Source organism: Clostridium sp. FP1, assembly GCF_011065975.2.
Classification (GTDB): domain Bacteria; phylum Bacillota; class Clostridia; order Clostridiales; family Clostridiaceae; genus Clostridium_AD; species Clostridium_AD tagluense.
Genome location: NZ_JAAMNJ020000001.1, coordinates 3,903,434 through 3,928,124 on the forward strand (window position 1 = coordinate 3,903,434; position 24,691 = coordinate 3,928,124).

25 protein-coding genes are annotated in these 24,691 nt (G+C 31.3%); 8 read left to right on the forward strand and 17 right to left on the reverse strand.

The genetic code is table 11. From position 1 onward, the window contains the following. The first annotated feature begins 37 nt into the window (after positions 1–37). Genes G9F70_RS18945 through G9F70_RS18960 form a run of 4 tightly spaced genes read left to right on the forward strand, consistent with a single transcriptional unit; the run spans position 38 to position 2,803 of the window. On the forward strand, positions 38–424 hold the full coding sequence (locus G9F70_RS18945; protein ID WP_202882664.1) for a GntR family transcriptional regulator: 387 nt from the start codon (positions 38–40) through the stop codon (positions 422–424). Continuing rightward, entirely contained in the window at positions 414–1,268 is an 855-nt protein-coding gene (locus G9F70_RS18950) for an ABC transporter ATP-binding protein (RefSeq protein ID WP_164947613.1), read from the forward strand. Before G9F70_RS18945 ends, G9F70_RS18950 begins: the two co-directional genes overlap by 11 nt. Before the next feature lie 48 nt (positions 1,269–1,316). Next, positions 1,317–2,039 carry a hypothetical protein gene (locus G9F70_RS18955; protein ID WP_164947614.1) on the forward strand — a complete coding sequence of 241 codons (723 nt, stop codon included), beginning with the start codon at positions 1,317–1,319 and terminating at the stop codon, positions 2,037–2,039. Next, entirely contained in the window at positions 2,033–2,803 is a 771-nt protein-coding gene (locus tag G9F70_RS18960; RefSeq protein WP_164947615.1) for a hypothetical protein, read from the forward strand. Before G9F70_RS18955 ends, G9F70_RS18960 begins: the two co-directional genes overlap by 7 nt. A 56-nt stretch (positions 2,804–2,859) precedes the next feature. On the opposite strand, the gene G9F70_RS18965 is transcribed toward G9F70_RS18960, so the two are convergent. From G9F70_RS18965 to G9F70_RS18980, 4 genes are all read right to left on the reverse strand, one after another. After that, on the reverse strand, positions 2,860–3,693 hold the full coding sequence (locus tag G9F70_RS18965; protein WP_164947616.1) for a deoxyribonuclease IV: 834 nt from the start codon (positions 3,691–3,693) through the stop codon (positions 2,860–2,862). Between the two features lie 45 nt (positions 3,694–3,738). Further along, entirely contained in the window at positions 3,739–5,157 is a 1,419-nt protein-coding gene (locus tag G9F70_RS18970; RefSeq protein ID WP_164947617.1) for a glycoside hydrolase family 1 protein, read from the reverse strand. Positions 5,158–5,507: 350 nt separating this feature from the next. Beyond that, complete coding sequence (locus tag G9F70_RS18975; protein ID WP_164947618.1) at positions 5,508–6,584, reverse strand: M24 family metallopeptidase; 1,077 nt, start codon at positions 6,582–6,584, stop codon at positions 5,508–5,510. Between the two features lie 65 nt (positions 6,585–6,649). Further along, positions 6,650–8,059 (reverse strand): APC family permease, encoded by a 1,410-nt coding sequence (locus tag G9F70_RS18980; protein WP_164947621.1) that lies wholly within the window; start codon positions 8,057–8,059, stop codon positions 6,650–6,652. 359 nt (positions 8,060–8,418) lie between these two features. Here G9F70_RS18980 and G9F70_RS18985 point away from each other — a divergent pair, with 359 nt between their 5' ends. Continuing rightward, positions 8,419–8,964, forward strand: a complete 546-nt coding sequence (locus tag G9F70_RS18985; RefSeq protein WP_164947619.1) for a helix-turn-helix domain-containing protein — start codon at positions 8,419–8,421, stop codon at positions 8,962–8,964. Between the two features lie 44 nt (positions 8,965–9,008). On the opposite strand, the gene G9F70_RS18990 is transcribed toward G9F70_RS18985, so the two are convergent. The 6 genes from G9F70_RS18990 to G9F70_RS19015 all read right to left on the reverse strand — a co-directional run bounded on the left by G9F70_RS18990 (position 9,009) and on the right by G9F70_RS19015 (position 14,660). Continuing rightward, on the reverse strand, positions 9,009–9,419 hold the full coding sequence (locus G9F70_RS18990; protein ID WP_224617873.1) for a DUF6465 family protein: 411 nt from the start codon (positions 9,417–9,419) through the stop codon (positions 9,009–9,011). Between the two features lie 268 nt (positions 9,420–9,687). Continuing rightward, positions 9,688–9,942, reverse strand: coding sequence for a hypothetical protein (locus G9F70_RS18995; RefSeq protein WP_224617360.1), 255 nt, complete (start codon positions 9,940–9,942; stop codon positions 9,688–9,690). Beyond that, positions 9,911–11,134 carry a transposase gene (locus tag G9F70_RS19000; protein ID WP_224617359.1) on the reverse strand — a complete coding sequence of 408 codons (1,224 nt, stop codon included), beginning with the start codon at positions 11,132–11,134 and terminating at the stop codon, positions 9,911–9,913. Before G9F70_RS19000 ends, G9F70_RS18995 begins: the two co-directional genes overlap by 32 nt. A 206-nt stretch (positions 11,135–11,340) precedes the next feature. Further along, positions 11,341–13,797 carry a heavy metal translocating P-type ATPase gene (locus G9F70_RS19005; protein ID WP_164946504.1) on the reverse strand — a complete coding sequence of 819 codons (2,457 nt, stop codon included), beginning with the start codon at positions 13,795–13,797 and terminating at the stop codon, positions 11,341–11,343. A gap of 35 nt (positions 13,798–13,832) precedes the next feature. Further along, positions 13,833–14,099, reverse strand: a complete 267-nt coding sequence (locus G9F70_RS19010; protein ID WP_164946505.1) for a metal-sensing transcriptional repressor — start codon at positions 14,097–14,099, stop codon at positions 13,833–13,835. Positions 14,100–14,192: 93 nt separating this feature from the next. After that, positions 14,193–14,660: a hypothetical protein gene (locus G9F70_RS19015; RefSeq protein WP_164946506.1), complete on the reverse strand. Its 468-nt coding sequence runs from the start codon at positions 14,658–14,660 to the stop codon at positions 14,193–14,195. 397 nt (positions 14,661–15,057) lie between these two features. On the opposite strand from G9F70_RS19015, the gene G9F70_RS19020 reads away from it, so the two are divergent. Beyond that, a complete protein-coding gene (locus tag G9F70_RS19020; protein WP_164946507.1) occupies positions 15,058–15,312 on the forward strand; it encodes a ground-like protein in 255 nt (84 codons plus the stop codon). A 49-nt stretch (positions 15,313–15,361) separates the two neighbouring features. On the opposite strand, the gene G9F70_RS19025 is transcribed toward G9F70_RS19020, so the two are convergent. The 6 genes from G9F70_RS19025 to G9F70_RS19050 form a co-directional block, all read right to left on the reverse strand. Further along, the gene (locus G9F70_RS19025) at positions 15,362–16,978 is read right to left on the reverse strand and encodes an ABC-F family ATP-binding cassette domain-containing protein (RefSeq protein WP_164946508.1); all 1,617 of its coding nucleotides are present in this window, start codon (positions 16,976–16,978) and stop codon (positions 15,362–15,364) included. Between the two features lie 103 nt (positions 16,979–17,081). Next, complete coding sequence (locus G9F70_RS19030) at positions 17,082–18,299, reverse strand: DEAD/DEAH box helicase (RefSeq protein ID WP_164946509.1); 1,218 nt, start codon at positions 18,297–18,299, stop codon at positions 17,082–17,084. Positions 18,300–18,314: 15 nt separating this feature from the next. Next, positions 18,315–20,489 carry a DNA helicase RecQ gene (recQ, locus tag G9F70_RS19035; protein ID WP_164946510.1) on the reverse strand — a complete coding sequence of 725 codons (2,175 nt, stop codon included), beginning with the start codon at positions 20,487–20,489 and terminating at the stop codon, positions 18,315–18,317. Between the two features lie 258 nt (positions 20,490–20,747). Beyond that, positions 20,748–21,131, reverse strand: coding sequence for a response regulator (locus G9F70_RS19040; RefSeq protein ID WP_202882649.1), 384 nt, complete (start codon positions 21,129–21,131; stop codon positions 20,748–20,750). Between the two features lie 21 nt (positions 21,132–21,152). Then, complete coding sequence (locus tag G9F70_RS19045; RefSeq protein WP_164946512.1) at positions 21,153–21,911, reverse strand: LytR/AlgR family response regulator transcription factor; 759 nt, start codon at positions 21,909–21,911, stop codon at positions 21,153–21,155. 47 nt (positions 21,912–21,958) lie between these two features. Further along, positions 21,959–22,606, reverse strand: a complete 648-nt coding sequence (locus G9F70_RS19050; RefSeq protein ID WP_164946513.1) for a sensor histidine kinase — start codon at positions 22,604–22,606, stop codon at positions 21,959–21,961. 251 nt (positions 22,607–22,857) lie between these two features. On the opposite strand from G9F70_RS19050, the gene G9F70_RS19055 reads away from it, so the two are divergent. Both G9F70_RS19055 and G9F70_RS19060 read left to right on the forward strand, forming a co-directional pair. Continuing rightward, positions 22,858–23,349 carry a YajQ family cyclic di-GMP-binding protein gene (locus G9F70_RS19055; protein ID WP_125004373.1) on the forward strand — a complete coding sequence of 164 codons (492 nt, stop codon included), beginning with the start codon at positions 22,858–22,860 and terminating at the stop codon, positions 23,347–23,349. Between the two features lie 325 nt (positions 23,350–23,674). Beyond that, positions 23,675–23,920 carry an AbrB/MazE/SpoVT family DNA-binding domain-containing protein gene (locus tag G9F70_RS19060; RefSeq protein ID WP_125004371.1) on the forward strand — a complete coding sequence of 82 codons (246 nt, stop codon included), beginning with the start codon at positions 23,675–23,677 and terminating at the stop codon, positions 23,918–23,920. A gap of 94 nt (positions 23,921–24,014) precedes the next feature. On the opposite strand, the gene G9F70_RS19065 is transcribed toward G9F70_RS19060, so the two are convergent. Continuing rightward, complete coding sequence (locus G9F70_RS19065) at positions 24,015–24,458, reverse strand: hypothetical protein (RefSeq protein WP_164946514.1); 444 nt, start codon at positions 24,456–24,458, stop codon at positions 24,015–24,017. Positions 24,459–24,691 lie beyond the last annotated feature (233 nt).

Below are 24,691 nucleotides of genomic sequence, written 5' to 3' on the forward strand. Positions count from 1 at the left end.
CTATTGTATAGTAACAGTAGATAAGGAGGTGATGTGCTTGAATATTCTTATATCAACCCTTTCCCAAACCCCCATATATGAACAAATACAAACCCAAATAAAAGAAATGGTACTCAAAGGAAAGTTAAAATCCCAAGAACAACTGCCTTCAATAAGGCTTATGGCAAAGGATTTAAAAGTTGGCATCATAACCGTAAAACGGGCTTATGAAGAACTTGAAAAAGAGGGTATCATCATCAATTTACAAGGACGAGGATGCTTTGTAGCAGATATCGACAAAAATAAAATTAAGGCAATACACATTGATATACTTAGGGAACGGCTTCTTGAAATCAAAGAATTTGCAGACACAACAGATATATCATCTATAGAAATGTTTGAAGTTCTAAATGAAATATACGGAGGTAGTGAAAATGACAAATAAGGCTTTAGAAATCAAAAACTTGAAGGTCAGTATCGGTAATTTTTCTTTAAATGATGTGAGTTTTTCAATAGAAAAAGGAACTATTATGGGGTTTATAGGAAGAAACGGCTCAGGCAAAACCACCCTTATCAACTCAATACTTAATATGATCCCACAAACAAGCGGAAATGTGTTATTCGACGGTATCAGCATGTACGGAAATGAAGACATAGTTAAAGCAACAATAGGGGTCGTATTTGATAGTTTAATCTATCCTCTTAACCTCAAACCTACTAAAATAAAAAATATGATATCACCTTTTTATAAAACCTTTGATCCTAAACGGTTTGAGGAACTTATGAAACGCTTTGAACTTGATAAGAATAAAAAGCTTTCCGCCTATTCAAAGGGTATGCAGATGAAATTTGGAGTTGTAATGGCACTATGTCATAATCCTGATTTAATCATACTTGATGAACCCACAGCAGGACTTGACCCTATTGCAAGAGCTGATGTTATGGATTTACTTTTAGACCTTATGCAAAATGAGCAAAGGTCTATACTGTTCTCAACACATATTACAAGTGACCTTGAAAAAATTGCTGATTATATAACAATGATTGATGATGGTAAAATTGTTTTTTCTAAGGGCAAAGATGAAATGCTTGATATGTACGCCTTGGCACATGTTGATAGAGATGCTATGACAGATACAATTAAATCTGAACTTATAGGAGTAAAAGAAACAACTTTTGGCTATGAGGGATTATGCAAGAAAAATTTAAAGCTTCAAAATGCAGAAGGAGTTAAAATTGCCAGACCTACCATTGAGGACATTATGCTTTATATGGGTGCAAAAAAATGAAGCTGACTGGAAACTACAGCATAATAAATTTTACAGGGAGGCGAAAAAATGTTAAATAGATTTTGGAATTACCAACTACTTTTAAGTGGTTCACTTGGCTTTGTTAATGCAAAAAAAACTTCAAAATTGCATTTTTTTATTCTATTTATTAGTATATTATTTATGGGCATTTTCACTGGTATGCTTGATGGAGGCGGAGTAATATTTTATCCCATAGTTTTTACTTTGTATGCGGATTATCACATTATAAATTCACAAAATAGATTGTTTGAAATTGTACCAGTTTCAAAGTTATATGTGCTTATAAACATTTATTTATATGTCTTTGTCATGAGTTTGTTTTTTACCGGTGGAGCTATAATCGGATTAGTGCCCTTTAAAATTTTGACACTGTTTACTTCTACCTTCACTTTAGTTGATACTATTATAAGTTTATTAGTAAATAATTGGAGAGCTATATTAGTAGCAGGTTGTATATCAACTATAATAGTAAGCATTTTATTGCCCATATTTTTTATAAAGCCTAATTTACTTAGAAAAGCCCTTACAATATCAGCAGTTGCACTTGTTACAATAGCACTTCTATTATTTAGGAACACCTTGCCTGTTATAACTGAACTTGGTGAAATAAACTTTTTAGAAAGCATTACAATAATGCCTCATTATAATGAAATTTTATTGATATTATGCTGTGTATGCATAGTAATAATCCCTATTTCAATATTCATATCCTACAAACTATATAAAGGAAAGAGGTGCTTAGTATGTTAAAAAAATTTATTGCTTATCAAAAACTATTGCTAAATTCAATACCACCAATTGGTATAATACCTGAAAATCCTTCCAAGATGTTATTTTGTTGTTTCGTAATAGTATTTATGGATATACTTATATTTTCCGGAAATAAAATATCTACAAATAGTATTTTACTCATTGGTTTGCCTATTGGAAGTGTATGGATGATTAACAGAATGCTTTACAATGATCACCATCACAAACTATTTCAAAATGTTCCTGTAAGCAGAAAATATACAGTATTAAATATATTCTTACTGTCAATAGTATCTATCTTTATAGTGTATTTACTATATTTGTTATCTGTTACAGCATTAATAGGTATTACCTTTGGGATTATATATCTTGCAAATCCTAAGAGTTTTAGTAATTCACCTCCAGAATCTGCGGTTCATCAAGTAATAGACACAACAAAAGGTAATATGTTAATGTTATGTATATTAGTAATAATCCTTTTTATTGGCGTTGCAATTACTCTTATAAAAAATAAAAAACTCAGACTTTCCAGCTTTGCAGGATTTGCTACTATTGGTTATGTACTTCTATTTTTCCTAAAGTTTAATATGCCAATATCGCCCAGTTCTGACAAGGTTGAATTTCTTGAAAGTTTCTCTGTCATGCCTCAGGGAAATACAATTCTACTTTGTGTAACTATTGCCACAGTTATAATATGCATTGCTTCAGTTTTTGCGGGGTATAAGCTTTATGTTGGTAAATCAAATGATTCCAAGTACTATTAGTTCTCATTAAATAAACAGCTATTTATCTCATAGCTGTTTATTTATTCTTCACCATATTATTCTATATATGCTTCTCGCAATATCTTAATTTCCTGCGCATAACCAGACAACTCATTTGGAGTTTCTAAAAAGAATGGTAAGTGACGTAGTTTTGGGTGATTAATAACTTTAATAATCACATCTTTTCCAATAGAACCTTCACCTATTTTTTCATGACGATCCTTATGGCTTTCAAATGGATTTTTGCTATCATTTAAGTGAATTGCATATAGTTTATCAAGACCGATAATTCTATCAAATTCATCTACGACACCATCTAAATCATTGACAATATCATAACCTGCATCATAAATATGACAAGTATCAAGACATACACCCATTTTGCCTGAAAGTGTAACCCCATCAAGAATTTGTTTTAATTCTTCAAAAGTTCGACCAACCTCCGTTCCCTTACCTGACATTGTTTCAAGAAGTACTGTAGTGGTTTGTTCTGGTTTTAGCACAGCGTTTAGCATATTTATAATATAATCTATCCCCACCTGAGCCCCTTGCTTTACATGACTACCTGGATGGAAGTTATAAAGACTATTAGGCATGTATTCCATTCTTTTCAAATCATCTTTCATAACATTAATTGCAAATTCTCTTGTGTGCTCATCGGCAGAACAAGCATTTAATGTATATGGAGCATGTGCTAAAATTATAGCAAATTTGTTTTCTTTTGTTATTTGTAAAAGTGCTTCTACATCTTTCGGGTCAATTTCTTTTGCTTTACTCCCTCTAGGATTACGGGTGAAAAACTGGAATGTATTTGCTCCTATTTTAAGAGCTTCTTCGCCCATAGCTTTGTAGCCTTTTGATACTGATAAATGACAACCTATATTTAACATAATTTTTCCTCCAATATTGTAGAGATAATGTAAACACTATCGTTTTTATTTTTTTATTAAACTTTCCCCATTTGTTGAAATTACTTCTTTATACCAATTGAAGCTTTTTTTCTTATATCTTTCTAAAGTACCAGTTCCATCATCATTACGATCAACATATATAAATCCATAACGCTTTCTAAGTTCTGCAGTTGTTGCACTAACAAGATCAATACACCCCCAGGAAGTATATCCCATTATATCTACACCGTCTTCTATGGCCTCAGCTACTTGAACCAAATGATCATTTAAATAATTAATTCTATAATCGTCAATTACTGTCTTATTTCCATTTTCATCTGTTATTAATTCATCCACAGCACCTAAACCATTTTCCACAATGAATAGTGGTTTTTCATAACGATCATAGAAAAGATTAAGAATATAACGTAACCCTTGTGGATCTATTTGCCATCCCCACTGAGAAGCTTCTAAATATGGATTTGCAACGCCAGAAATAATATTCCCCTTGGAAATTTTTTTCTTCTTTGGATCTGCTGTTGCACAGGAACTCATATAATAGCTAAAAGAAATAAAGTCCACTGTATTTTTAAGTATCTCTTTATCCCCCGGTTCCCTATGAATTTTAATATTATTATCTTTAAAGTACCTATCCATATATTTAGGATACGCCCCTCTTGCATGAATATCTGCAAAATACAAATTTTCTCTATCTTGCTTCATTGCTTCCATTACATCGCTTGGATGGGGAGTTAATGGATAATTTGGAACACCAAGAATCATACATCCAAATTTTGCACCAGGTATCATTTCATGACCAATTTTAACTGCCATTGCACTTGCTACTAATTCATGATGAATTGCCTGGTACAGATCTTGTTTTGTTAATTTTTCTTTGTCTTTGAATATACCACCACTCATATAGGGTGCATTTAATACTGAATTAATTTCGTTAAATGTAAGCCAATATTTTACCTTATTTTTATATCTGGCAAAAATTGTTCTTACATAATTCTCGAAAAATCCTATTAACTTGCGGTTTACCCAGCCATCGTAGTTCTTAGCAAGAGCAAGTGGAGTCTCATAATGTGAAATTGTAACAAGTGGCTGCATTCCATATTTTAAACATTCATCGAATAAATCATCATAAAACTGTAAGCCTTTCTCATTTGGCTTTGCATCATCGCCATTTGGAAATATTCTAGACCATGCAATAGATGTTCTAAATACTTTAAATCCCATTTCAGCAAATAATTTAATATCTTCTTTATATCTATGGTAAAAATCAATACCTATTAATTTCATATTATCTTTTGTGGGCTCTTCTGTAACTCCCCCCATTATACCTTTTGGTGCAATATCTTGTGTTGACAAGCCTTTGCCATCCTGATTATACGCACCTTCACACTGGTTGGCCGCTACAGCTCCTCCCCATAGAAATCCTTTCGGAAAACCTTTTGTCATTTTACATCGCTCCTTAGTATATCTCGCGCAACATACGCTAAACGAATTAATTTTACTTATTTACTATTTGTGTACCTGAATTTTTTCATCAATCATTTTATTTTGCTTCCACTTAATAAATTCAATTTTGTGGGGTACTAATCCTGCCTATGAATACTTAAACACCGTTAAATTTAAATTTGTAGAATATATTATCAATAACTAGTGTATCCGAAACTTATATATTAATATGTATAAGAGCTTCCATAAAAATTAATTTTATGGAAGCTCTTTAATTTACTGAAATAAGAAAATGGAAGTCTCATTTTTAACTTATGAAACTCCCACTTTATTTAAAATGCATTTTTATGCTATTCTACTATTATTAAATCCTTTGTATAGTGGTTTAATACTTCGCAACCATCCTGTGTCACTATTACTAAATCTTCTATACGTACACCAACATCCCCTGGTATGTATATACCTGGTTCTATTGAGAAACACATTCCTACTTCTACTTTATCTGTATTAACAGAAGAAACATCTCCAAACTCATGATCTTCAATTCCTATAGAATGTCCTAATCTATGAGTAAAGTATTTTCCATAACCTTTTTCTGTAATATAGTCTCTTGCTGCAGCATCAATGTCACAAAATCTAACTCCTGGTTTAACTTTTTCAATGCCTCTTTTATTAGCTTCTCTAACTATGTTGTAAACTTCTCTGCTATGTTCTGATACACTTTTATAAAAAACTGTTCTAGTCATATCTGAGCAATATGAGTCTTTTATACAACCAATATCAATAACTACACTGTCGCCTTCTTTAACAGTTGAGTTATCCATAACATGATGAGGATCTGCTGCATTAGCACCATAACCTACGATTGGGTCAAAGGAATGTCCTTCAGCTCCCATTTCCTCCCACATATCACCAAGTAGTTTCCCCATTTTCTTTTCAGTATATTTTTTAGTAACAAGTTTTATCATCTTTTCAACGGCAATATCATTAAGTTTTGATGATGCCCTCAAAAATTCTTTTTCTTTTTCATCCTTTGAACTTCTTACTTCATCAATAATGCTAGAACCATTAACAAATGCGCTACCACCTTTTAGCTCCATTAATCTTAATAAGAAATGGGCAGCCCAGTTTTTATCTATACCCATTGGCACATCTTTATTAACATGTGTTGAAAGAATCTCTACTGGTTTGTCCGTATCGCTATACCATACCATTTCCAAGCCTAAATCTTCACTTATAGGGAATAATTCATTAATAAATAACTTATTATGCCCATTTGTGTTGATATACAATGCAAGCATTCTCTCACCAGGTAATATCCATTTGCCCGTAAGATAGAAAATAGCATTCGAATCAGAAACTATCATTTGAGGTATCTTCTTATCTCCCATAATTTTTAAAACTTTATTAAGTCTTTCCTGTATCATTAAAAATCCCTCCTAAAATATTATGATTATATTTTGATTCTCTGCCTTTGGCAGGGAACTATAAACTATTTTTTTTCTTCTTTAAATCCCGTTTTCTTTACAAAATTTTCCCAAATGATATTTCCACTAATTATAACAACTAATGCTCCACCAATCATCTGCACCTCGTATATTATATTTTCTTTCAAACTTGGCATTACTGGTGCTGCTGATAGAACTATACCAAGTACGACTACAACTAATACCATTTGTGCAATTCTAATTGAAATATTGTTATTTTTTGAAAGTTCATATGGTCTTACTTCATTTGGTCTTGTTTTTCTAAGTTTTATATAAGCTGCAAATAGTAATATATAAGGGAACAGCGCTGTAAGTGCTGTCATTGTAATAAGTACATTATATATCGTATCAACTGAAGGTAGCAAATTTATGGCAAGCAAAATTACCGATACTATTATTGCTTGAAGATAAACTGCTTTTACTGGTATATTATTCTCATTAACTTTTGTAAATTTTTCTGAGAATATACCCTTATGAACACTTCCAAAAAGCATTTTTATTGGTGATGCAATATAAAGTATTATTGCTCCAAACACTGAAAGTGATATTCCAAAAGCAACAATTTTTATAAACCAAGTTCCAATTCCAAGACTTGCAGCAACTGTTGAAAGTGCTACTAAAATTCCCTGTGAAGCTGTTATCTTGCTAGCTGGTAAAATAAGTGTAATAGCAATTGAACCTAAAACATAAAGACCTGCAACTAAGGAAGCTGCAATTAATATTGCTTTAGGTAAATCTTTTTTAGGGTTATCCATCTCTGTTACAAAGTTTGCAGTTGTCTCTGCCCCAGATAGTGCAAACATTACGCTTGAAATCGCTGCAAATGAGTCCATATTTAATTTAGGAGTAAGCGTTTTCACTGTATAAACAGATGCTGGCTCATTACCAAAAACGTATACAGAAACAATACCCATAACTATTAGTAATACTGCAGGTACAGTTGAACCTAAAGCTCCGATGTTTGTAAATAGTTTTGCAAACCCCATCCCTCTTGTACTTATATATGATAGAATCCAGAAAATTATTAAAGATAATATCATTACAAACATCTTATTGCTAGCAAGCTCAGGCTTACCAATAGTATAAGATATATTTACAATTAAGAATGTCAAAAATGAAGTATACCAAAATAATTTTGCAGTCCAATTCAGCCATGAAACCAAGAACCCTTGTTTTTCACCATAAGCTTCCTTTACCCACTCGTAAAGACCACCATCTCTTGGATAGGTTGCTGCAAGCTCAGCACAAATAAGTGCACCTGGTACAAAGAATACAAATGTGAAAACTATCCATGTTGGAATAGCTCCTAGTCCTAGCCCAAAGCTCGATGCCGTTGACTTTGCAATCCACCTAATTCCAAAGAGTGCTGATACATTCATAAATACTAAATCCCATAAACCAATTTTTCCTTTAATTAAACCAGTTTTTTCTTTCATTTTTTCCCCCCTGCTTTCTTTTCAGTGTTTTATTAATATTCAGTATATTGTGCTATTTATACTTTTACTCTACCATAATAATTTAACAATGTACAGAATTATTTAAGTATTGCAATAATGTTTTCAATTCTACAGTAATTCATTAAATAATTTTTTTCTTATAAATATCACAATTCATTAAATATTGTAATAACTATGCCGTTTGGTATATTGAATAATTATTTTTAGTATGGTACTATGTTGAATAATAGATGTAATCACTGTAGTAAAAAAAATGAGAAGTTTTTTTAAAAAAACTATTATGCACTGTAACAATTGATTAGACTTGGAGGAAAATAATGTTAACTGAAATAGCAGGAAAAATTCGTAATTTAAGAAAAGAAAAAGACTTAACGTTAAAAGATTTGAGCATAAAGACTGGCCTTTCAGTAAGCTTTCTATCTCAGGTAGAAAACGGCTATTCTTCACTTGCAATAACTTCACTAAAGAAAATTGCAGAAGCGTTGAATGTTCCAATGAACTATTTCTTCAAGCCTCCTGAAATACACAATTTTTTAGTTAAGGCGCAAGAAGAAAAAGCATTTAAAATAGAAGGATCAAATTCAGAATTTATTAGAATTAGCGGAGATTTTACTGGAAGAAAAATTGAGTCATTGATAATCATTATTCCTCCGGGGCAAATGCATGGAAGCAAATCTAGTCATCCCGGTGAAGAATTTGTTTATCTACTTGAAGGAGCACTAATTGTAAATCTTGCCGGAACCGATTATTTATTAAAAGCAGGCGATTCAATACAATATCCCTCAACCACTGATCATTCATGGACAAATCCACTTAATCAGAAAACAAAATTGATTAGCATTGTTACTCCATTAATTTTCTAATTCAATTAAAAAAGAAGGCCATAAGCCTTCTTTTTCAATTTATCTTAAGATAATTTCAAGTCTATGTTGATTTTCCCATTTACTAAACAATAAGCCGTATCATCTTCAACCTTTAGATATACATCTAAAGTCTTAAGTTCTGAAAGTTTATGAGATTTAACCCACTCATCATGAATTTTTTCTAGTATTGTATGTTTGCTAACCTCTTTCCCCTGATATTGAACGTAAAATGAAACATCGACTTTCTTAGCTATTGTTTTTTTTGCAGCAGTTGTCGCAACGGTGGCTGCTTTAGTAGCCTTTGCTTTAACATTTTTAGCAGTATCTTTCACTGCATTAATAGTCTTTTCCACATTTTCTTTTTTCACAACGTCAGAAGCCACTTTTATTGCAGTTTCTTCCGTAGACTTTATAACTTTTTCTGCTTTTGACTTTACAGACTCTTTAGCAGATATTAAATTACTATTTTTTTATATTTTTTACCTCACTTATAATTTTTCTTTATTTTGTTATTATATTCTATATATTTTTTAAAAATCCTTTTTTGTAGGACTAAAATGATTATAATATTTATTTTCAATAATATACTATTTATAATTGCATTCTACAAAAATTATAATACAAATTTACAATAAATATATTATAATTATTAGCTATGTAACGCAAGAACAAAATCTCCCTACGGTCGAGTAAAAACCCTTATGCCAAGCAAATATGATAATTTCATCGTCCTTTAATTATCATATTTGCATCACATTCTGGGCATAGAACAATAGGACTACCACTCTTCTTGTCAAATTCCTCAGGTGTATAACATTCAAACGCAACAAATTCTGGTACCTCTTCTTCATACCCACATTTCTTACATTTAAAAAGTATCATCTTATCGGGCCCCTCTGTTTGAAATGGTATCTCCCTTTCATCCATTTTAATTTTAAAAATCCTTTTAATACGTTCCCATATCATAAATATACCCATACTTTCTGTGCCAAATTTGGAATAACTCCATTAGCTGACCGCATTTTGAACATTTCCCTGGATCTTTAGAAAAATTAATAATCATTAATTCTCTATACTTCATTTTTCTTATTTCCTTTTTCCAATTTATTTTTAATGTGTACTGAATTGCTTTAAGCCCACTTTTTATGTATTGCAATAAACCAAAACATTTTCTAATCTTTATACTTATACTTCCAGCATATACTCCATATAATCTAACCATTTTAAAATATTTAGGCGATATATGCATTAGTAACCTGCCTATAAACACTTGTGCCGTAACTGTTTCTTCTACTCTCTCATTAGTTTCATGACTCTTATACCAAAACGTTACATTTTTCCCATCATAGCTAAGTATTCTATATTCTGCTATCGCAGGTCTTGCTAAATATCTACCGATATATCTTGCTGCACCTCTTGCACTTTTCATTCTTGATTTGGCATTTATGTAAAATCCGTTAGGATAATCTTTGAACATTTTTAAGTACTCTGCTTTTTTATCTGGGTTTTTACTAACCATATAATTTATTAATTTGTACTGCCAAACTTTTCTAAAATATTTATAGTCAAAGAATTCCATATCCTTAACTTCATTATCCCTTGTTTTTATTTCTGGAACCAATGCATGCACATGTGGGTTAAACCCTATATTCCTTCCAAAAGTATGCACTACGCCAATCATTCCACTTTGCCAAAGCACTCCACCTTTTTTGCTTCTTTTCTTCTTTTTATATTCTTCTCTATTTTTATAGTTTACACCATTTGCAAACTCATTTATAACCTCATATACCATGTCTTGCAGGTCTTTCAGACTCTCTCTATTCCAAAAAAAATATTTTCTGTACTCAGTCGGTATCGTAAAAACACAATGCCTATGTGGAACATCCAAGATTTTACTTACTTGTTTCTCTACCCATTCGCTTATGTATTTTTTACCACATTTACTACAAAACCTACTTTTACATGTAAATCCTATTTTAAATACTTCCAGACATTTTAAACATATGTACGCAACAAAACCTAATGAAATATCTCCACATCCTATCATTTTCATTACTTCGATATTCATATGTTCTCTCATCTTTTCAGGATACTTTTCTTTATTCAATTTCCAAAACTTTGAATAATTATCTTCAAATATTTGTTTTATGGTAATCTTATTTTTTCTCATGATTTAATCATCTCATATTTATCTGATTTTTTCTATATATCTTTTAGCTAGAATGTTATCCACAGCGGCTTCCGCAAGCTGTTTCCTATATAACAAAAAAGTGGAATTCCAATGGTATTCCACTTTTCATAAAATATATTAAAAGCACATGTAATTCCATGTGCTTTTAATATTTAGTACTAATTTGCCACCTTGGTGGCACCTTTTTATCTAACGGGTTTAAATCCCTTTAATCTTAGTGCATTTAATAATACAGATACTGAACTAAAACTCATGGCTGTAGCTGCTATAATTGGACTAAGTAGTGGTCCGTTAAAGACATATAGAACTCCCATAGCAACTGGGATACCTAAGGTGTTATATCCAAAGGCCCAGAATAGATTTTCTTTGATGTTTTTTATAGTCTTTTTACTTAATTCTATTGCAGTTGCAACATCCCTTAAATCACTTCTCATAAGAACTATATCTGCGGATTCAATTGCAACATCTGTACCTGATCCTATAGCTATACCTATATCTGCTTGTGCTAGTGCTGGAGCATCATTTATACCATCACCAACCATAGCAACTTTTTTACCTGTGGCTTGAAGTTTTTTAACCTCATTTGCCTTATCTTCTGGAAGAACTTCTGCAAGAATTCTATCTATACCTACTTGCCTCGCTATAGCCTCTGCAGTTATCTTATTATCTCCAGTTATCATTGCTACTTCAATTCCCATTTCATGAAGTTTTTCAATTGCTTTTTTACTACTTTCTTTAACAGTATCAGCAACAGCTATGATTCCTGCCATTTTGCTTTCTACAGCTATATACATTGGAGTTTTTCCTTCTCCTGCTAAATTATGAGAAGTTTGTTCTAGGTTATCTAGATCTATATTGCTTTCTACCATAAGTTTTCTATTTCCAAGTAAAATATTTTTACCATCTATTTTAACCTCAATTCCATGTCCTGGTATTGCTTTAAAAAAATCAAGTGTCTTAAATTCTACTTTATTTTCCTCTGCAGCTTTTACAATTGCTTCACCAAGAGGATGTTCTGAACCCTTTTCTGCTGAGGCTGCTATTTGCAATAAGTGTTCTTGCGTTATATTGTTTGTAGCAATTATATCTGTAACCTTTGGTTTCCCTTCTGTTATAGTTCCTGTTTTATCAAAAACTATAGTTTCAATTTTATGCGCTGTTTCTAGGGCAACTCCACTTTTTATTAAAACTCCATATTCCGCACCTTTACCTGTACCAACCATTATTGCTGTTGGAGTCGCAAGGCCTAATGCACAAGGGCAAGCAATTACAAGCACAGATATAAATATAGTTAAAGAAAATACTGCAGTTTCACCTGATAGGTACCAACTTACGCTAGATAAAAGTGCGAGACCCATAACAACTGGAACGAAATATCCTGAAATTATATCAGCCATTTTCGCAATTGGGGCTTTCGATCCTTGGGCATCCTCTACTAGTTTTATAATTTGAGCCAAGGCTGTATCTTTTCCAACCCTTGTTGCCTTATATTTTATAGTGCCGTTCTTATTAATACTAGCTCCTATGATTTTATCACCAACAGTTTTTTCTACTGGCATACTTTCACCAGTAATCATAGCTTCATCTACAGCAGTAATTCCTTCAACAACTTCACCATCTACAGGCATTTTTTCACCAGGCCTCACAAAAATTATATCTCCTACTTCAACTTCTTCCATAGGCATCTCAATTTCTTTTCCATCTCTTATTATAATAGCTGTTTTAGGAGCAAGCCCCATAAGTTTCTTTATAGCTTCGGAAGTCTTTCCTTTTGTAACCGACTCTAAGTATTTACCTAGTGTAATAAGAGTTATAATAACCGCTGCTGACTCAAAATATAAGTCATAGGCATAATCTACATTTCCATCGAAAATTTGCATTATAGCAAATATTCCATAGAAAAACGCTGCTGAAGTGCCCATTGCAATTAATGTATCCATGTTAGGGCTTCTTCTTATTAAAGACTTAAACCCTACCCTAAAGAATCTATTACCTGCAATCATAACTGGTATAACTAAAACTAATTGCAGAATTGCAAAAAACCTTGGACTGCTCATAGGGTCTATAATTTCAGGAAGATGGTATCCAAATTTTTCAGCTATCATATGTCCCATGGATATAAATAGTAACGGAATCGTGAACATTACAGAGATAATGAATTTATTCCATAATAATTTTATTTCCTCTTCTTTTCTCTCTTTATCAATATCCACAGTAGTTTCACCATCGAAAATTTTGTAACCCGCTTTTTCTACCGCTTTTTTTATATCTGATATTCTAACCTTTGATTGTTCATAGCTTATATTCAGTTTTTCTGTTGCATAATTTACATTTGCCTCTATTACGCCATCCAGCTTTTTAATAACCCTTTCAATGGATTTAACACAAGCCGCGCAAGTCATACCTTCAATTTTAAAAGTCTTGCTAGTTGAATCAATTAAGGCCTTATACCCTGCCTTTTCTACAGTTGCTTGAATATCTGGTACAGATATTTTTGCTTCATCATAGTTTATAGTAAGTTTTTCTGTTGCAAAATTTACATTTGACTCTATTACTCCATCTAGCTTTTTAGTAACTCTTTCAACTGCTTTAGCACAAGCGGAGCAGGTCATTCCATCTATTTTTAATGACTTTGTTGTCATAACTTTCCCTCCTCGTATAATTCAACATTTAAATTCTATTTATCCATTATTTTAGATAAAAGTTCTATAATTTCATCTATTTTTTCATCTCCATTATCCTGCTTAACTGCCTCTACAACACAATGATGCATATGTTGTTTTAAAATTAGAAGATTTGCTTTTTTTAAAAGGGCTTGGGCTGCAATGATTTGATTAGATATATCAACACAGTATCTCCCATCTTCCATCATTTTTATTATTCCCTCTATTTGTCCTTTAGAAGTTTTTAATGCTTGTAACGCCTTAATTTTTTCTACATTCATTTAACCCTCTCCTTATTACCCCCCTATGGGGGGGTGTCTTATAATTACATTATACACTCAAAAGTGTATAATGCAAGAGGAGTTTACTTTAGATTATTTTAATTTGAAACCTTTAACTAATTGGTCATCTTTACTTTCCATATTATCTTTTCCAGCTACTTCTAATTTATATCCTGAACCTTCAAGTTTTTTAACATCCAAACCTGCTTTAATTAGTGGTTCTGCCTTTAGTGCAAATTCCATATCCTCCTCAGATGATCCCAAAACCTCTGCAAAGTGAACTGCATAACCTTCTCCAAGCATTACCATGGCAAAATCCGCTTTATTTGCTGAAGTGTCCTTAGTCCATTCAAACTTTTCGTAAGTGGATAGCTTAAATCCAAAGTGTTGTAGTGCATTATGGAAACCTTTATTTGCTGGGTAGGTCTTAGCAATGGTATTAAAAGCTTTAAAACCATTATCTACATCCACATTTCCTGTTGCTACTCTGCCACATCCGACAAAGGATAACACTATCACGCAAAAAATAACTACAGCTAATACTTTTTTTATATTTTTCATTTAATTACAACTCCTCACATCTATTCATCTATAAATATATAATAAATAAATCTTATGAAGACAATGTGAAGAAATAAAAGAATTTGGCAATTTTTTATTTTAGATCTTTGCTTTATTTCATATTCACACTTAGTGAAACTCAGAATATATTAAAGTACCACCTATAATTTTTTTTATTTAATGATTTTAAAGTGGAACTCCATCACCTAGATGTGCTGGTATTAATACCAAAGTAACTACAATACTTAAGTTAAAGTGTAAAATTTCTTCCTAAAGTAGCGGGTTAATCACTTTAGTTGATTTTTAAACTTTTAACTTAGGCACAGGAAAATAAATAGCAAGCATGCTTATCTGTTATTTATTTGACTGTACCGAAATATAAAAGGAGGGTTTTTATATGAGTCATAGACATAAAAACTGTTGTTGTAGTAATAATTGTTGCTGCAAACCTGTTTGTAGATGTGAAAACATTTGTGGAAACAGCTGTGGAAATGGCTGCGGAAATGGTTGTGGAGGCGGCTTTGGGAATGGTTGTGGTTGTGGCGGTGGCAGTGGTATTTGGCTAGCTCTTTTACTTTTAGGCATTGGTGGACGTGGTGGTTGCGGTGGTTGCGGTGGTTGCGGCGGTGGATTTGGTGGCTGCGGCTTTTAATTAATTTAAAAAGCACTTCTAATAAAATTTTTATTAGAAGTGCTTTTCTTTATTTGTACATAAGTTCTAATTCTTTTTGAATATCATCACTTTCTTGGAATTCATCATAAGACATTTGTTTATCCATTATACCCTTAGGTGTAATTTCTATTATTCTATTTGCAACTGTTTGAACTAGCTGATAATCATGGGATGTAAGTAGCATCGTTCCAGTAAAGCTAGTTAACCCGTTGTTTAAAGCAGTAATAGACTCTAGGTCTAAATGATTAGTAGGCTCGTCTAATATTAATACATTAGCATTACTAAGCATCATCTTAGAAAGCATACATCTAACCTTTTCTCCACCAGACAAGACACTAGATTGTTTAAGAGCTTCTTCTCCTGAGAAAAGCATTCTTCCTAAAAAGCCTCTAATAAAGCTCTCTGCCTTTTCCTCTGAAAATTGTCTAAGCCAATCAACTAAGCTACAATCTACATCATTAAAATATTCTGAGTTATCCTTTGGTAAATAAGCCTTAGAAGTAGTAACTCCCCATTTAAATTCACCACTATCTGGCTCCATTTCACCCATTAAAATCTTAAATAATGTAGTTTTAGCTATTTCATCTGCACCTGTAAAAGCAATCTTATCTCCCTTGTTAACTATAAAAGACAAATTTTCAAGAATTTTTACTCCATCTATAGTTTTACTTAGATTTTCAACTACTACTAAATCATTTCCAGCTTCTCTTTCTGGTTTAAAACCAACAAAAGGATATTTACGTGAAGAAGGTTTTATATCATCTAAAGTCAATTTATCTAATTGCTTTTTACGAGAAGTAGCTTGTTTTGCTTTAGAAGCATTAGAACTAAATCTAGCAATAAAGTTTTGAAGCTCTGCAATTTTTTCTTCTTTTTTCTTATTTGAATCTTTAGCCATTTGAAGAGCCAACTGACTAGACTCATACCAAAAATCATAATTTCCAACAAATAATTGAATTTTACTAAAGTCTATATCTGCAACATGAGTACATATTTTATTTAAAAAGTGTCTATCATGAGAGACAACTATAACAGTATTTTCAAAATTTAATAAGAAATTTTCAAGCCACTTTTTAGATTTTGCATCTAAATTGTTTGTAGGCTCATCCAGTAATAAAATATCTGGCTTACCAAATAGTGTTTGTGCAAGGAGTACCTTAACCTTTTCTGATCCTGTTAGTTCCTTCATTTTTTTGCTTTGAAGTTCTTCAGTTATGCCAAGGCCCATTAAAAGAATTGAAGCTTCTGATTCCGCTTCCCATCCATTAAGTTCCGCAAATTCACCTTCTAGTTCTGAAGCTCTAATTCCGTCTTCATCCGTAAAATCTGATTTTGCATATAATTCATCTTTTTCTTTCATTATTTCAAAAAGTCTTACATGTCCCATCATTACAGTATTAATAACTTCATGTTCATCAAACTCAAAATGATCCTGCTTTAAAACTGCTAGTCTTTCTCCTGGTGTAATTATAACTTCTCCTGTATTAGACTCAATTTCACCTGATAATATTTTAAGAAAAGTTGATTTACCAGAACCATTTGCACCAATTAACCCATAACAATTACCAGGTGTAAATTTTATATTAACATTATCGAATAGTTTACGTGCACCATATCTTAAACTTATATTATTTGTACTAATCATATATTTATAAATACCTCCATACATTAAGTGATTCCATTATAGTCAAACTACTGCCCATTATACCACAGCTCAGGAAAGTAGGCTAATGAAATTTATTCCTAATTTATTTATTTTTATTGAATTTATTAGTGTTTGATGTTTTATTTTGGAGCCTTTCTGCGCGCTTCGCTTTAGGGGCATCCTCTGGCTCAATAATTCTTCCCATGTAGATATCTTTTTGCAAAATTTCTATATTAAAATCTTTTTCATAAGTTTTAATAAGATCAAGTTCCCTCTCTTCTGCTATGGATAGTGCTAGCCCGCGCTGACCCATTCTTGCTGTTCTTCCCACTCTATGTAAATAGTCCTTAGAGTTCTCTGGTATATCAAGGTTGAATATATGTGTTACTCCTCCTATATCAAGTCCTCTAGCTGCTAAATCAGAAGCTACCAAAAGCTGGATTTTCCCTGCATTGAAATCCTCAATAGCTTTCTTTCTATTTTCTTTTTCAGACGTTCCATGAATTCCTTCTGCACTTAATCCATGATATCTAAGCTTTGAAGTTGTAATTTCTACCTCATCACTTTTATTTATAAATATTATTGCTTTTTCAGGGTTCGTAGCACTTATAAGTTTCCTTAAAAGAATCAATTTTTCTCTTCTTTCAACCAGGAAATACATATGTTCTATGTTAGGGTTTACAACGCTTTTATCCCCTACTTTAATAACCTCTGCGTCCTTCATTAGTGTTTTTGAAATTTCTACGGCTTTAAGTGATACTGTAGCTGAGAATAACATGATTTGTCTATCCCTAAGGGTAGTTTTTATTATTGCCTTTACTCCCTCTATGTTATTTTCATCTATCATTCTATCACCTTCGTCAATTACTATAGTCTTTACAAAGTGTGATTTTAGTTTTTTCATAGTTATAAGTTCTAAAATTCTTCCTGCAGATCCAACTACTATATGTGGTTTTTCCTTAAGAGACTCTAGCTGTCTTTTGATATTAACATTGCCTATTATGCTAGTGGATTTTACTTGCGAAGCTGAGTTCTCTGATAGAAGTTCTATCTGCTTATGTATTTGCATTGCAAGCTCATGAGTAGGTGCAAGAATAATTGCTTGGATATCCTTTGATGTTATATCTATTTTTTGGAATATAGGCAGTAAATATGCTAATGTTTTACCTGTACCCGTTTCTGATTCTCCTATTATGTCTTTGTTTTCAAGTCCTAGAGGAATAGCCTTTGCTTGGATTTCTGTAGGGCTTTCGATTCCTTGTTTTTTTAAACCTTCTATAAGGTTTTCTTGTAATCCTAATTCAACAAATGATTTATCCATATTTTCTCCTTTTTTCTAAGAAATCTTATTGTTCGCGTGCTTAAATATAGCCGCTTTTATAGCTAAATAATCTATTTCCTTTGGCAGCGCGTCTTTAATAGGTTTTAATTTTGAAGCTCCGATTTTTTCTATGACCTCTATAATAAGTGCTTCATGATCTTTCGGAATAAAATCATCTAAATTCACTTCAAATCCCTCATAAGCACATTTTAATATATGCTCTTGTACTGTAAGACTTTTTAATTGTCTCTCAGAAATTATATCTTCTATGCGCATGCCTTCTTTATACATATTATAAGTAATAACATAGCTAGGCAGCTTATCTTCATTTTCGCCCTTCTGTTCTACTGCCGCTTCATTTAAAGCCGTAATATCAACTTCTTCATTATATAGTATTTCTTCCTTAAATTCTATATTATTTTCATTCATATATTTTTTTATAACCTGAATAAATTCTTCTCCATACTTATTAAGTTTAGATTCTCCTACCCCTTTGATACTTAACAACTCACTCTTATTTACTGGGAAATATTCGCTCATTTCTCTTAGGGCACTATCTGCAAAAACAATATATGGTGGAACTTTTTCCCGCTCAGAAATCTCTTTTCGAAGTGAGCGCAGTATTTCAAATAAACCATTACCTCCAGCTGCCTTAGCTTTTCTTTTCTCAACCTTCTGATAGACTTTTTCCTGGTTTTTGAGTACTGCCACAGCTTTCTCTTTTAAACGAACCACCGGAAATTGACCATCTGCAAGAGATAAATAGTCTTCTGCCGTAAGCACATTTATAAGGTCTCTTATCTCTTTAACAGTATATTGCTTTATTATTCCGTAGGTAGATAGTTTTTCAAATCCAAGGTCCAAAACTTTTTTATTCTTAGAACCTCGAAGCACCTCTGCAATTAAGGTAGTACCAAATCTCTCCTTCATCCTAAGGATGCAAGAAAATATTTTTTGTGCCTCAATAGTTATATCTACTAGCTCACTTTCATCATTGCAAGTACTACAATTGTCGCATTTATCTCTAGTATTTTCTTCACCAAAATATTCTAAAATAAACTGCCTAAGGCATCTAGTTGTATGCGCGTAATCCACCATAGCTTGAAGTTTCTTATATTCGCTTATCTTTCTTTCAGGAGACACGGTGCTTTGTTCTATAAAGAATTTTTGAAGTAGTACGTCTGCTGCAGAAAATAATAATATGCATTCACTAGGCTCTCCATCACGGCCTCCACGCCCTGCCTCTTGATAATAAGCCTCCATGCTCTTTGTTAAATTATAATGAATTACATATCGAACATTTGATTTGTCTATTCCCATTCCAAAGGCATTTGTAGCAATAATAATATTTATATCATCATACAAAAATTTTTCTTGGTTTTCCCGCCTCTGCGAGTCACCTAGTCCTGCATGATATTTTCCAACATTGTATCCCTTTTTATGCAAAAGCTCATAAAGATTATCCGTTTCCTTTCTTGTAGCGGTATAGATTATCCCTACTTTGTCTTTATTATCTTCAATATATTTCAAAACAAAATCTCTTTTGTTTTCTCCACGAATAACAGTAAAGCTTAAATTTTCTCTATTAAACCCAGTTACATAAATATCTGGCGCCCTTAATTCTAGTAACTTTATAACGTCGAACCTTACAGCCTGCGTTGCAGTTGCAGTGAAAGCTGCTATAATTGGTCTTACATGTAATTTTCTTATCAAACTAGAAATTGCTGAATAACTAGGTCTAAAATCATGTCCCCATTGAGATACACAATGAGCTTCATCCACCGCTAAAAGCGATATTGTTAATCTATTTAGCATGTTACAGAAAGATTCTGATTCTAGTCTTTCAGGTGCAACATAAAGAAGCTTAAACTCTCCCTTAGAAGTCTTATCAATTCTTTCATTAACTTCATTAATGCTGAGTGAGCTATTTATATATGTTGCCGCTATACCTACACTATTTAAGGTATCTACCTGATCCTTCATAAGAGATATAAGTGGTGATATTACAAGAGTTACTCCTGGTAGAAGTAGTGCCGGTATCTGATAACAAACTGATTTTCCTGCACCTGTAGGCATTACAGCAAAGGTATCCTTCCCATTTATAATACTCTTAATTACACTCTCTTGTCCTTTTCTAAAACTATCATATCCATAATACTTCTTTAATTTTTCTTGTGCTTTACGTAACATACATCTCTACCTCTCATCCGTAATAATTTCTTATAATAGTATAACATTATTTAAAAAACTTTGTACCCTTATGGTGTCAAACTTTATTTTGTTTTAAAGTCAAAACAAAGATTTTTAAGTATAACGCTTTAAAAAAAAGCCTGCTATTATTTATTTTTGTCAATTTTATCATATTTAAAACATAAAAAAATAGATTTATTCTTTCATTTTTTCAATGCGAAAAAACTAAAAGAATAAATCTAAAAATCTATAGTGATCCTAATTAAGTTTCAATCCCAGTACCTCTGCAGCTATGGCTAAAACTTCACCAAAATAAAAAGGCTTGGTAATGTATTTATCACATAATACAACCTTACCCCTATTTTTATCTTCTGCTTGTCCCTTTGCAGTTAGAAGTACTATATAGGTATTGATTAGGTTTAATTCCTTTTTCACTATATTACATACCTCATAACCATTTATTTCAGGCATCATAATATCTAAAAACACTAAATTTGGTTTCTCCCTTAGGATTATATCCAGACCTTGCTTTCCATCTTCCGCAAGAAATATCTCTACCCCTTGCTCTTTAAACTCTTCAAGTATTTCATCTAATAATAATCTATTATTAACTTCATCGTCTACTATTAATATTTTTTTCACTTGCATCCCTCACCTTTAGCATTACATATTAATTATTTTTTTGAATTCTTTAACATAGTGTCTACTTACAGGCACTTCCTCTTTCCATCCTTCTATTTTTAGTACAAAGGTACTATTAAACCAGGGAACTATTTTATGAATTTTATCTAAATTAACTAAATAACTTTTATGACTCCTAAAAAAATTATAATTGCTTAATTTATTTCCTAATTGATTTAAAGTGTATTGTGTTGTAAAATTGCCATCTTTCGTTAAAACAAGCACCTCTTTATTTAACACGGTACAATATAATATATCTTGTGGATTCACAAGATATATGCATTCCTCTTTCCAAAGTGGTAGCTTTTTCATGCCCGTAATTTCTTGTTTTTCAGGAAATATATTATTATAGCTAAATGGAGGTATATTTTCATTACAATTATATCTTTCATTTATTTTATCCATGGTAATCTGAAGCCTTTCCTCGGAAAATGGCTTCAAAACATAATCAATAGCATTAATTTCAAAAGCCTTTACAGCATATTTATCAAATACTGTTGCAAATACAATGTTTACTGGGAAATCCATCTTACATATCTCTTCGGCTAAAGTAAACCCATCAATCTCTGGCATTTCTATATCTAGAAATACAATTTCAGGTTTAGCTTTTTTTATAAACTCTAAAGCGGTTAATGAATCCACATATTTGCCTATAATTTCTACCCCACTGTTTTTACTTAAAATAAAACTTAGTTCATTCAAAGACAATTTTTCATCATCTACTAATACTACTCTTAACATATAAATCCCACCCATATTTAAATTTCATCATACTAATAAAATGGAAGCTATTCATATTTTATATTCTCTACTGGTATATATAATGTTATACAAGTCCCCATATTAAATTTACTAACTACTTCTACTTCCGCATTATATAACTCTTTATATTGAGAATTTAAAGTTGAAATTGAGCCCCCACTTTCATCTTTAAATAGCCCCCTTATTTGCACATCCTCCATACCAACTCCATCATCTTTGACTTTTATTACTATTTTTTCACCCTTAATCACAACCATAAAGGTTATTGTTCCTCCATGATTTTTTTTTAAAATTCCATGTATAATTGCATTTTCAATTAAATTGTATATTGAATTTTTAGGGATTAAAAAATTTATATCTCCTTGAATATCGTACACAATATTTAATCTATGGTCAAACCTAACCTTTTGAATATACAAATAAGATTTTATACACTCTATTTCCTTATGCAAAAAAACGACTCCACTCGTTACATCAAATTTAAATCTTAGATAGCTACTAAGTTCTAAAATAACTTTTCTAGCTTCCTTCGAATTTTCCCTACACAATGATAATATGCTATTTAATGTATTAAAGAGGAAATGTTGATTTATGTCAGTTAACATTTGTTTAGGTTCTTTATTAATCTCAATGTTGTTTATATTTTTTAATTTGTTTTTTTCATATACTTTCACTTATTTTTCTCCTTACAAACATTTTTGTTTTACATTATTTAACATAGTGCTTATTATATATACTATGCAATTTTAAAAACATCTTATTTTTATCTCTAGTAAGTATATCGTTAAATCATGTAAATACCTTAGAAAAAAATTATACCCTTTATTAATTAACTCCTTTACATTTTCATATTATTAATTTACTATTAATTAATAGAATTCTATTAATAGTAAATTCTATTAAAGTATAGAGGAGGTTTTTAATTATGGCAGCTGCACATTCGTTTGACATAGTATCAGATGTAGATTTGCAAGAAGTAGACAATGCAATAAACCAAGCATTGAAAGAAATCAAACAAAGATATGATTTTAAAAACACTATTACTGAAATCAACCTAGTTAAGGAAGATATCAAAATAGTATCTGATGATGATTTTAAATTGAAATCAGTTATAGAGGTTCTTGTAAGTAAATTAATTAAAAGAGGTATATCTGGAAAAGCATTAGATCTAGGTAAACAAGATGTTGCTACATTAGGTTCTGCAAGACAAACCGCTAAAATTGTAAAAGGTATTTCCACAGAAAAAGCAAAAAAAATAATTGCAGAAATTAAATCTAGTAAAATTAAAGTTCAAGCTCAAATTATGGATAACCAATTAAGAATTACCGGTAAAGACCTTGATGATTTGCAAGAAGTAATGGCACTTGTAAAATCAAAAGATTTTGATATTGCTCTGCAGTTCACTAATTATAGATAGTCACCTGCTCAAAGGCTAGTACCCATGGTACTAGCTTTTTTTGCTATTTATTTTAAACACGTTTTTACTTTATACCCTATAATCTTTTACACTAATTACAATTCATTATAGATATTGTATTTATATAAAAAATTATGTATAATGTAGAGGGCATTATAATACTGTTTAAAATGACAGACTATTATGACCTTTTTGCATAATACGTAAAACTTTATTAATTTTTATTATTATTATTAAATATTTTCATAAACCTATTGACGTTTTATGTTATTTTTGCTACAATTTAATTATAAATAAGTCGAAAGATGTTCGAGGAGGAAATTATATGAAATCAACAGGTATAGTAAGAAAAGTGGACGAACTTGGAAGAATTGTTATTCCTATAGAATTAAGAAGAACTTTGGATATAGATATCAAAGACGCTTTAGAAATCTATGTAGATGGTGAACAAATCATCCTAAAAAAATATGAGCCAGCTTGTATTTTCTGTCAAAACGCAAGAGATGTTGTAAACTACAAAGGTAAAAACATTTGTAAAGATTGTCTTGCTGAATTAGGATCAGGAAAATAATTTAAGATTTTTTTAAATAAGCCCTTAGCTTGAATAAGCCATGGTCTCAAAAAATAAACGAGATTTCCTTTATTGGGATATCTCGTTTATTTTTTTATGTTTTTAGTCTAAACTCGCTACAACACTTAGAACAAGTTACAATGATTTTACCCTTCCCCTTTGGAAGTCTTAATTTTTGCCCACATTTAGGACAAATGGTAACTATATATTTTCTTCTTTCTTTTAATCTTTCCATAAGTTTATATTTCTTGATTTTAGCATTAAGCATTTCCATATCTTTCTTAATATTAATTAAGTTCATGTTTTTCTTGAAATTATCCATTTTATAATTAAAACTTCTTTTTGTGGTTTCAAAAACAAATTTTTTATTATTTCTACCATGTACTTTAATTGATTTGCTCCTCCAAATTGAATAGATAATAATTGCTGTTCCTAAAATCCATGCATACCCAGTTACAAACAAAAATACTCCTATCAATAAGATTATTTTTGAAAACCTATCCCAGCCATAAAATTCTCTAGCAAAGTTAACAGACATTTATACTATTCCTCCTATTATCCTCTGGAGTAATTAACAATTCACAATTGTTACTACCCTTCTTATTCTTACTTTCATTTTATCACTATAACACCTAAATCATTATTAATTTTCTGTAAAAAATATCCCTGAAAAGTTCATAAAATTTTGTAATAATTTTTATTTAATTGCATATTTTATACTTTTTGTCGAATGTATTTGCATTTTTCATTTTTAGTCTTTATCATATTAAC

Excerpts from the sequence above, each read along its gene's own strand:
- G9F70_RS18950 (WP_164947613.1), top strand. The coding sequence starts at position 414 with ATGACAAATAAGGCTTTAGAAATCAAAAACTTGAAGGTCAGTATCGGT.
- G9F70_RS18960 (WP_164947615.1), top strand. The coding sequence starts at position 2,033 with ATGTTAAAAAAATTTATTGCTTATCAAAAACTATTGCTAAATTCAATA.
- G9F70_RS18975 (WP_164947618.1), bottom strand. The coding sequence starts at position 6,584 with ATGATACAGGAAAGACTTAATAAAGTTTTAAAAATTATGGGAGATAAG.
- G9F70_RS19045 (WP_164946512.1), bottom strand. The coding sequence starts at position 21,911 with ATGTTAAGAGTAGTATTAGTAGATGATGAAAAATTGTCTTTGAATGAA.
- G9F70_RS19005 (WP_164946504.1), bottom strand. The coding sequence starts at position 13,797 with ATGACAACAAAGTCATTAAAAATAGATGGAATGACCTGCTCCGCTTGT.
- G9F70_RS19025 (WP_164946508.1), bottom strand. The coding sequence starts at position 16,978 with ATGATTAGTACAAATAATATAAGTTTAAGATATGGTGCACGTAAACTA.
- G9F70_RS19000 (WP_224617359.1), bottom strand. The coding sequence starts at position 11,134 with ATGAGAAAAAATAAGATTACCATAAAACAAATATTTGAAGATAATTAT.
- G9F70_RS19055 (WP_125004373.1), top strand. The coding sequence starts at position 22,858 with ATGGCAGCTGCACATTCGTTTGACATAGTATCAGATGTAGATTTGCAA.
- G9F70_RS19015 (WP_164946506.1), bottom strand. The coding sequence starts at position 14,660 with ATGAAAAATATAAAAAAAGTATTAGCTGTAGTTATTTTTTGCGTGATA.
- G9F70_RS19020 (WP_164946507.1), top strand. The coding sequence starts at position 15,058 with ATGAGTCATAGACATAAAAACTGTTGTTGTAGTAATAATTGTTGCTGC.
- G9F70_RS18985 (WP_164947619.1), top strand. The coding sequence starts at position 8,419 with ATGTTAACTGAAATAGCAGGAAAAATTCGTAATTTAAGAAAAGAAAAA.
- G9F70_RS18970 (WP_164947617.1), bottom strand. The coding sequence starts at position 5,157 with ATGACAAAAGGTTTTCCGAAAGGATTTCTATGGGGAGGAGCTGTAGCG.
- G9F70_RS19065 (WP_164946514.1), bottom strand. The coding sequence starts at position 24,458 with ATGTCTGTTAACTTTGCTAGAGAATTTTATGGCTGGGATAGGTTTTCA.
- recQ (WP_164946510.1), bottom strand. The coding sequence starts at position 20,489 with ATGTTACGTAAAGCACAAGAAAAATTAAAGAAGTATTATGGATATGAT.
- G9F70_RS19030 (WP_164946509.1), bottom strand. The coding sequence starts at position 18,299 with ATGGATAAATCATTTGTTGAATTAGGATTACAAGAAAACCTTATAGAA.
- G9F70_RS18995 (WP_224617360.1), bottom strand. The coding sequence starts at position 9,942 with ATGGGTATATTTATGATATGGGAACGTATTAAAAGGATTTTTAAAATT.
- G9F70_RS19010 (WP_164946505.1), bottom strand. The coding sequence starts at position 14,099 with ATGAATGTAGAAAAAATTAAGGCGTTACAAGCATTAAAAACTTCTAAA.
- G9F70_RS19060 (WP_125004371.1), top strand. The coding sequence starts at position 23,675 with ATGAAATCAACAGGTATAGTAAGAAAAGTGGACGAACTTGGAAGAATT.
- G9F70_RS18965 (WP_164947616.1), bottom strand. The coding sequence starts at position 3,693 with ATGTTAAATATAGGTTGTCATTTATCAGTATCAAAAGGCTACAAAGCT.
- G9F70_RS18955 (WP_164947614.1), top strand. The coding sequence starts at position 1,317 with ATGTTAAATAGATTTTGGAATTACCAACTACTTTTAAGTGGTTCACTT.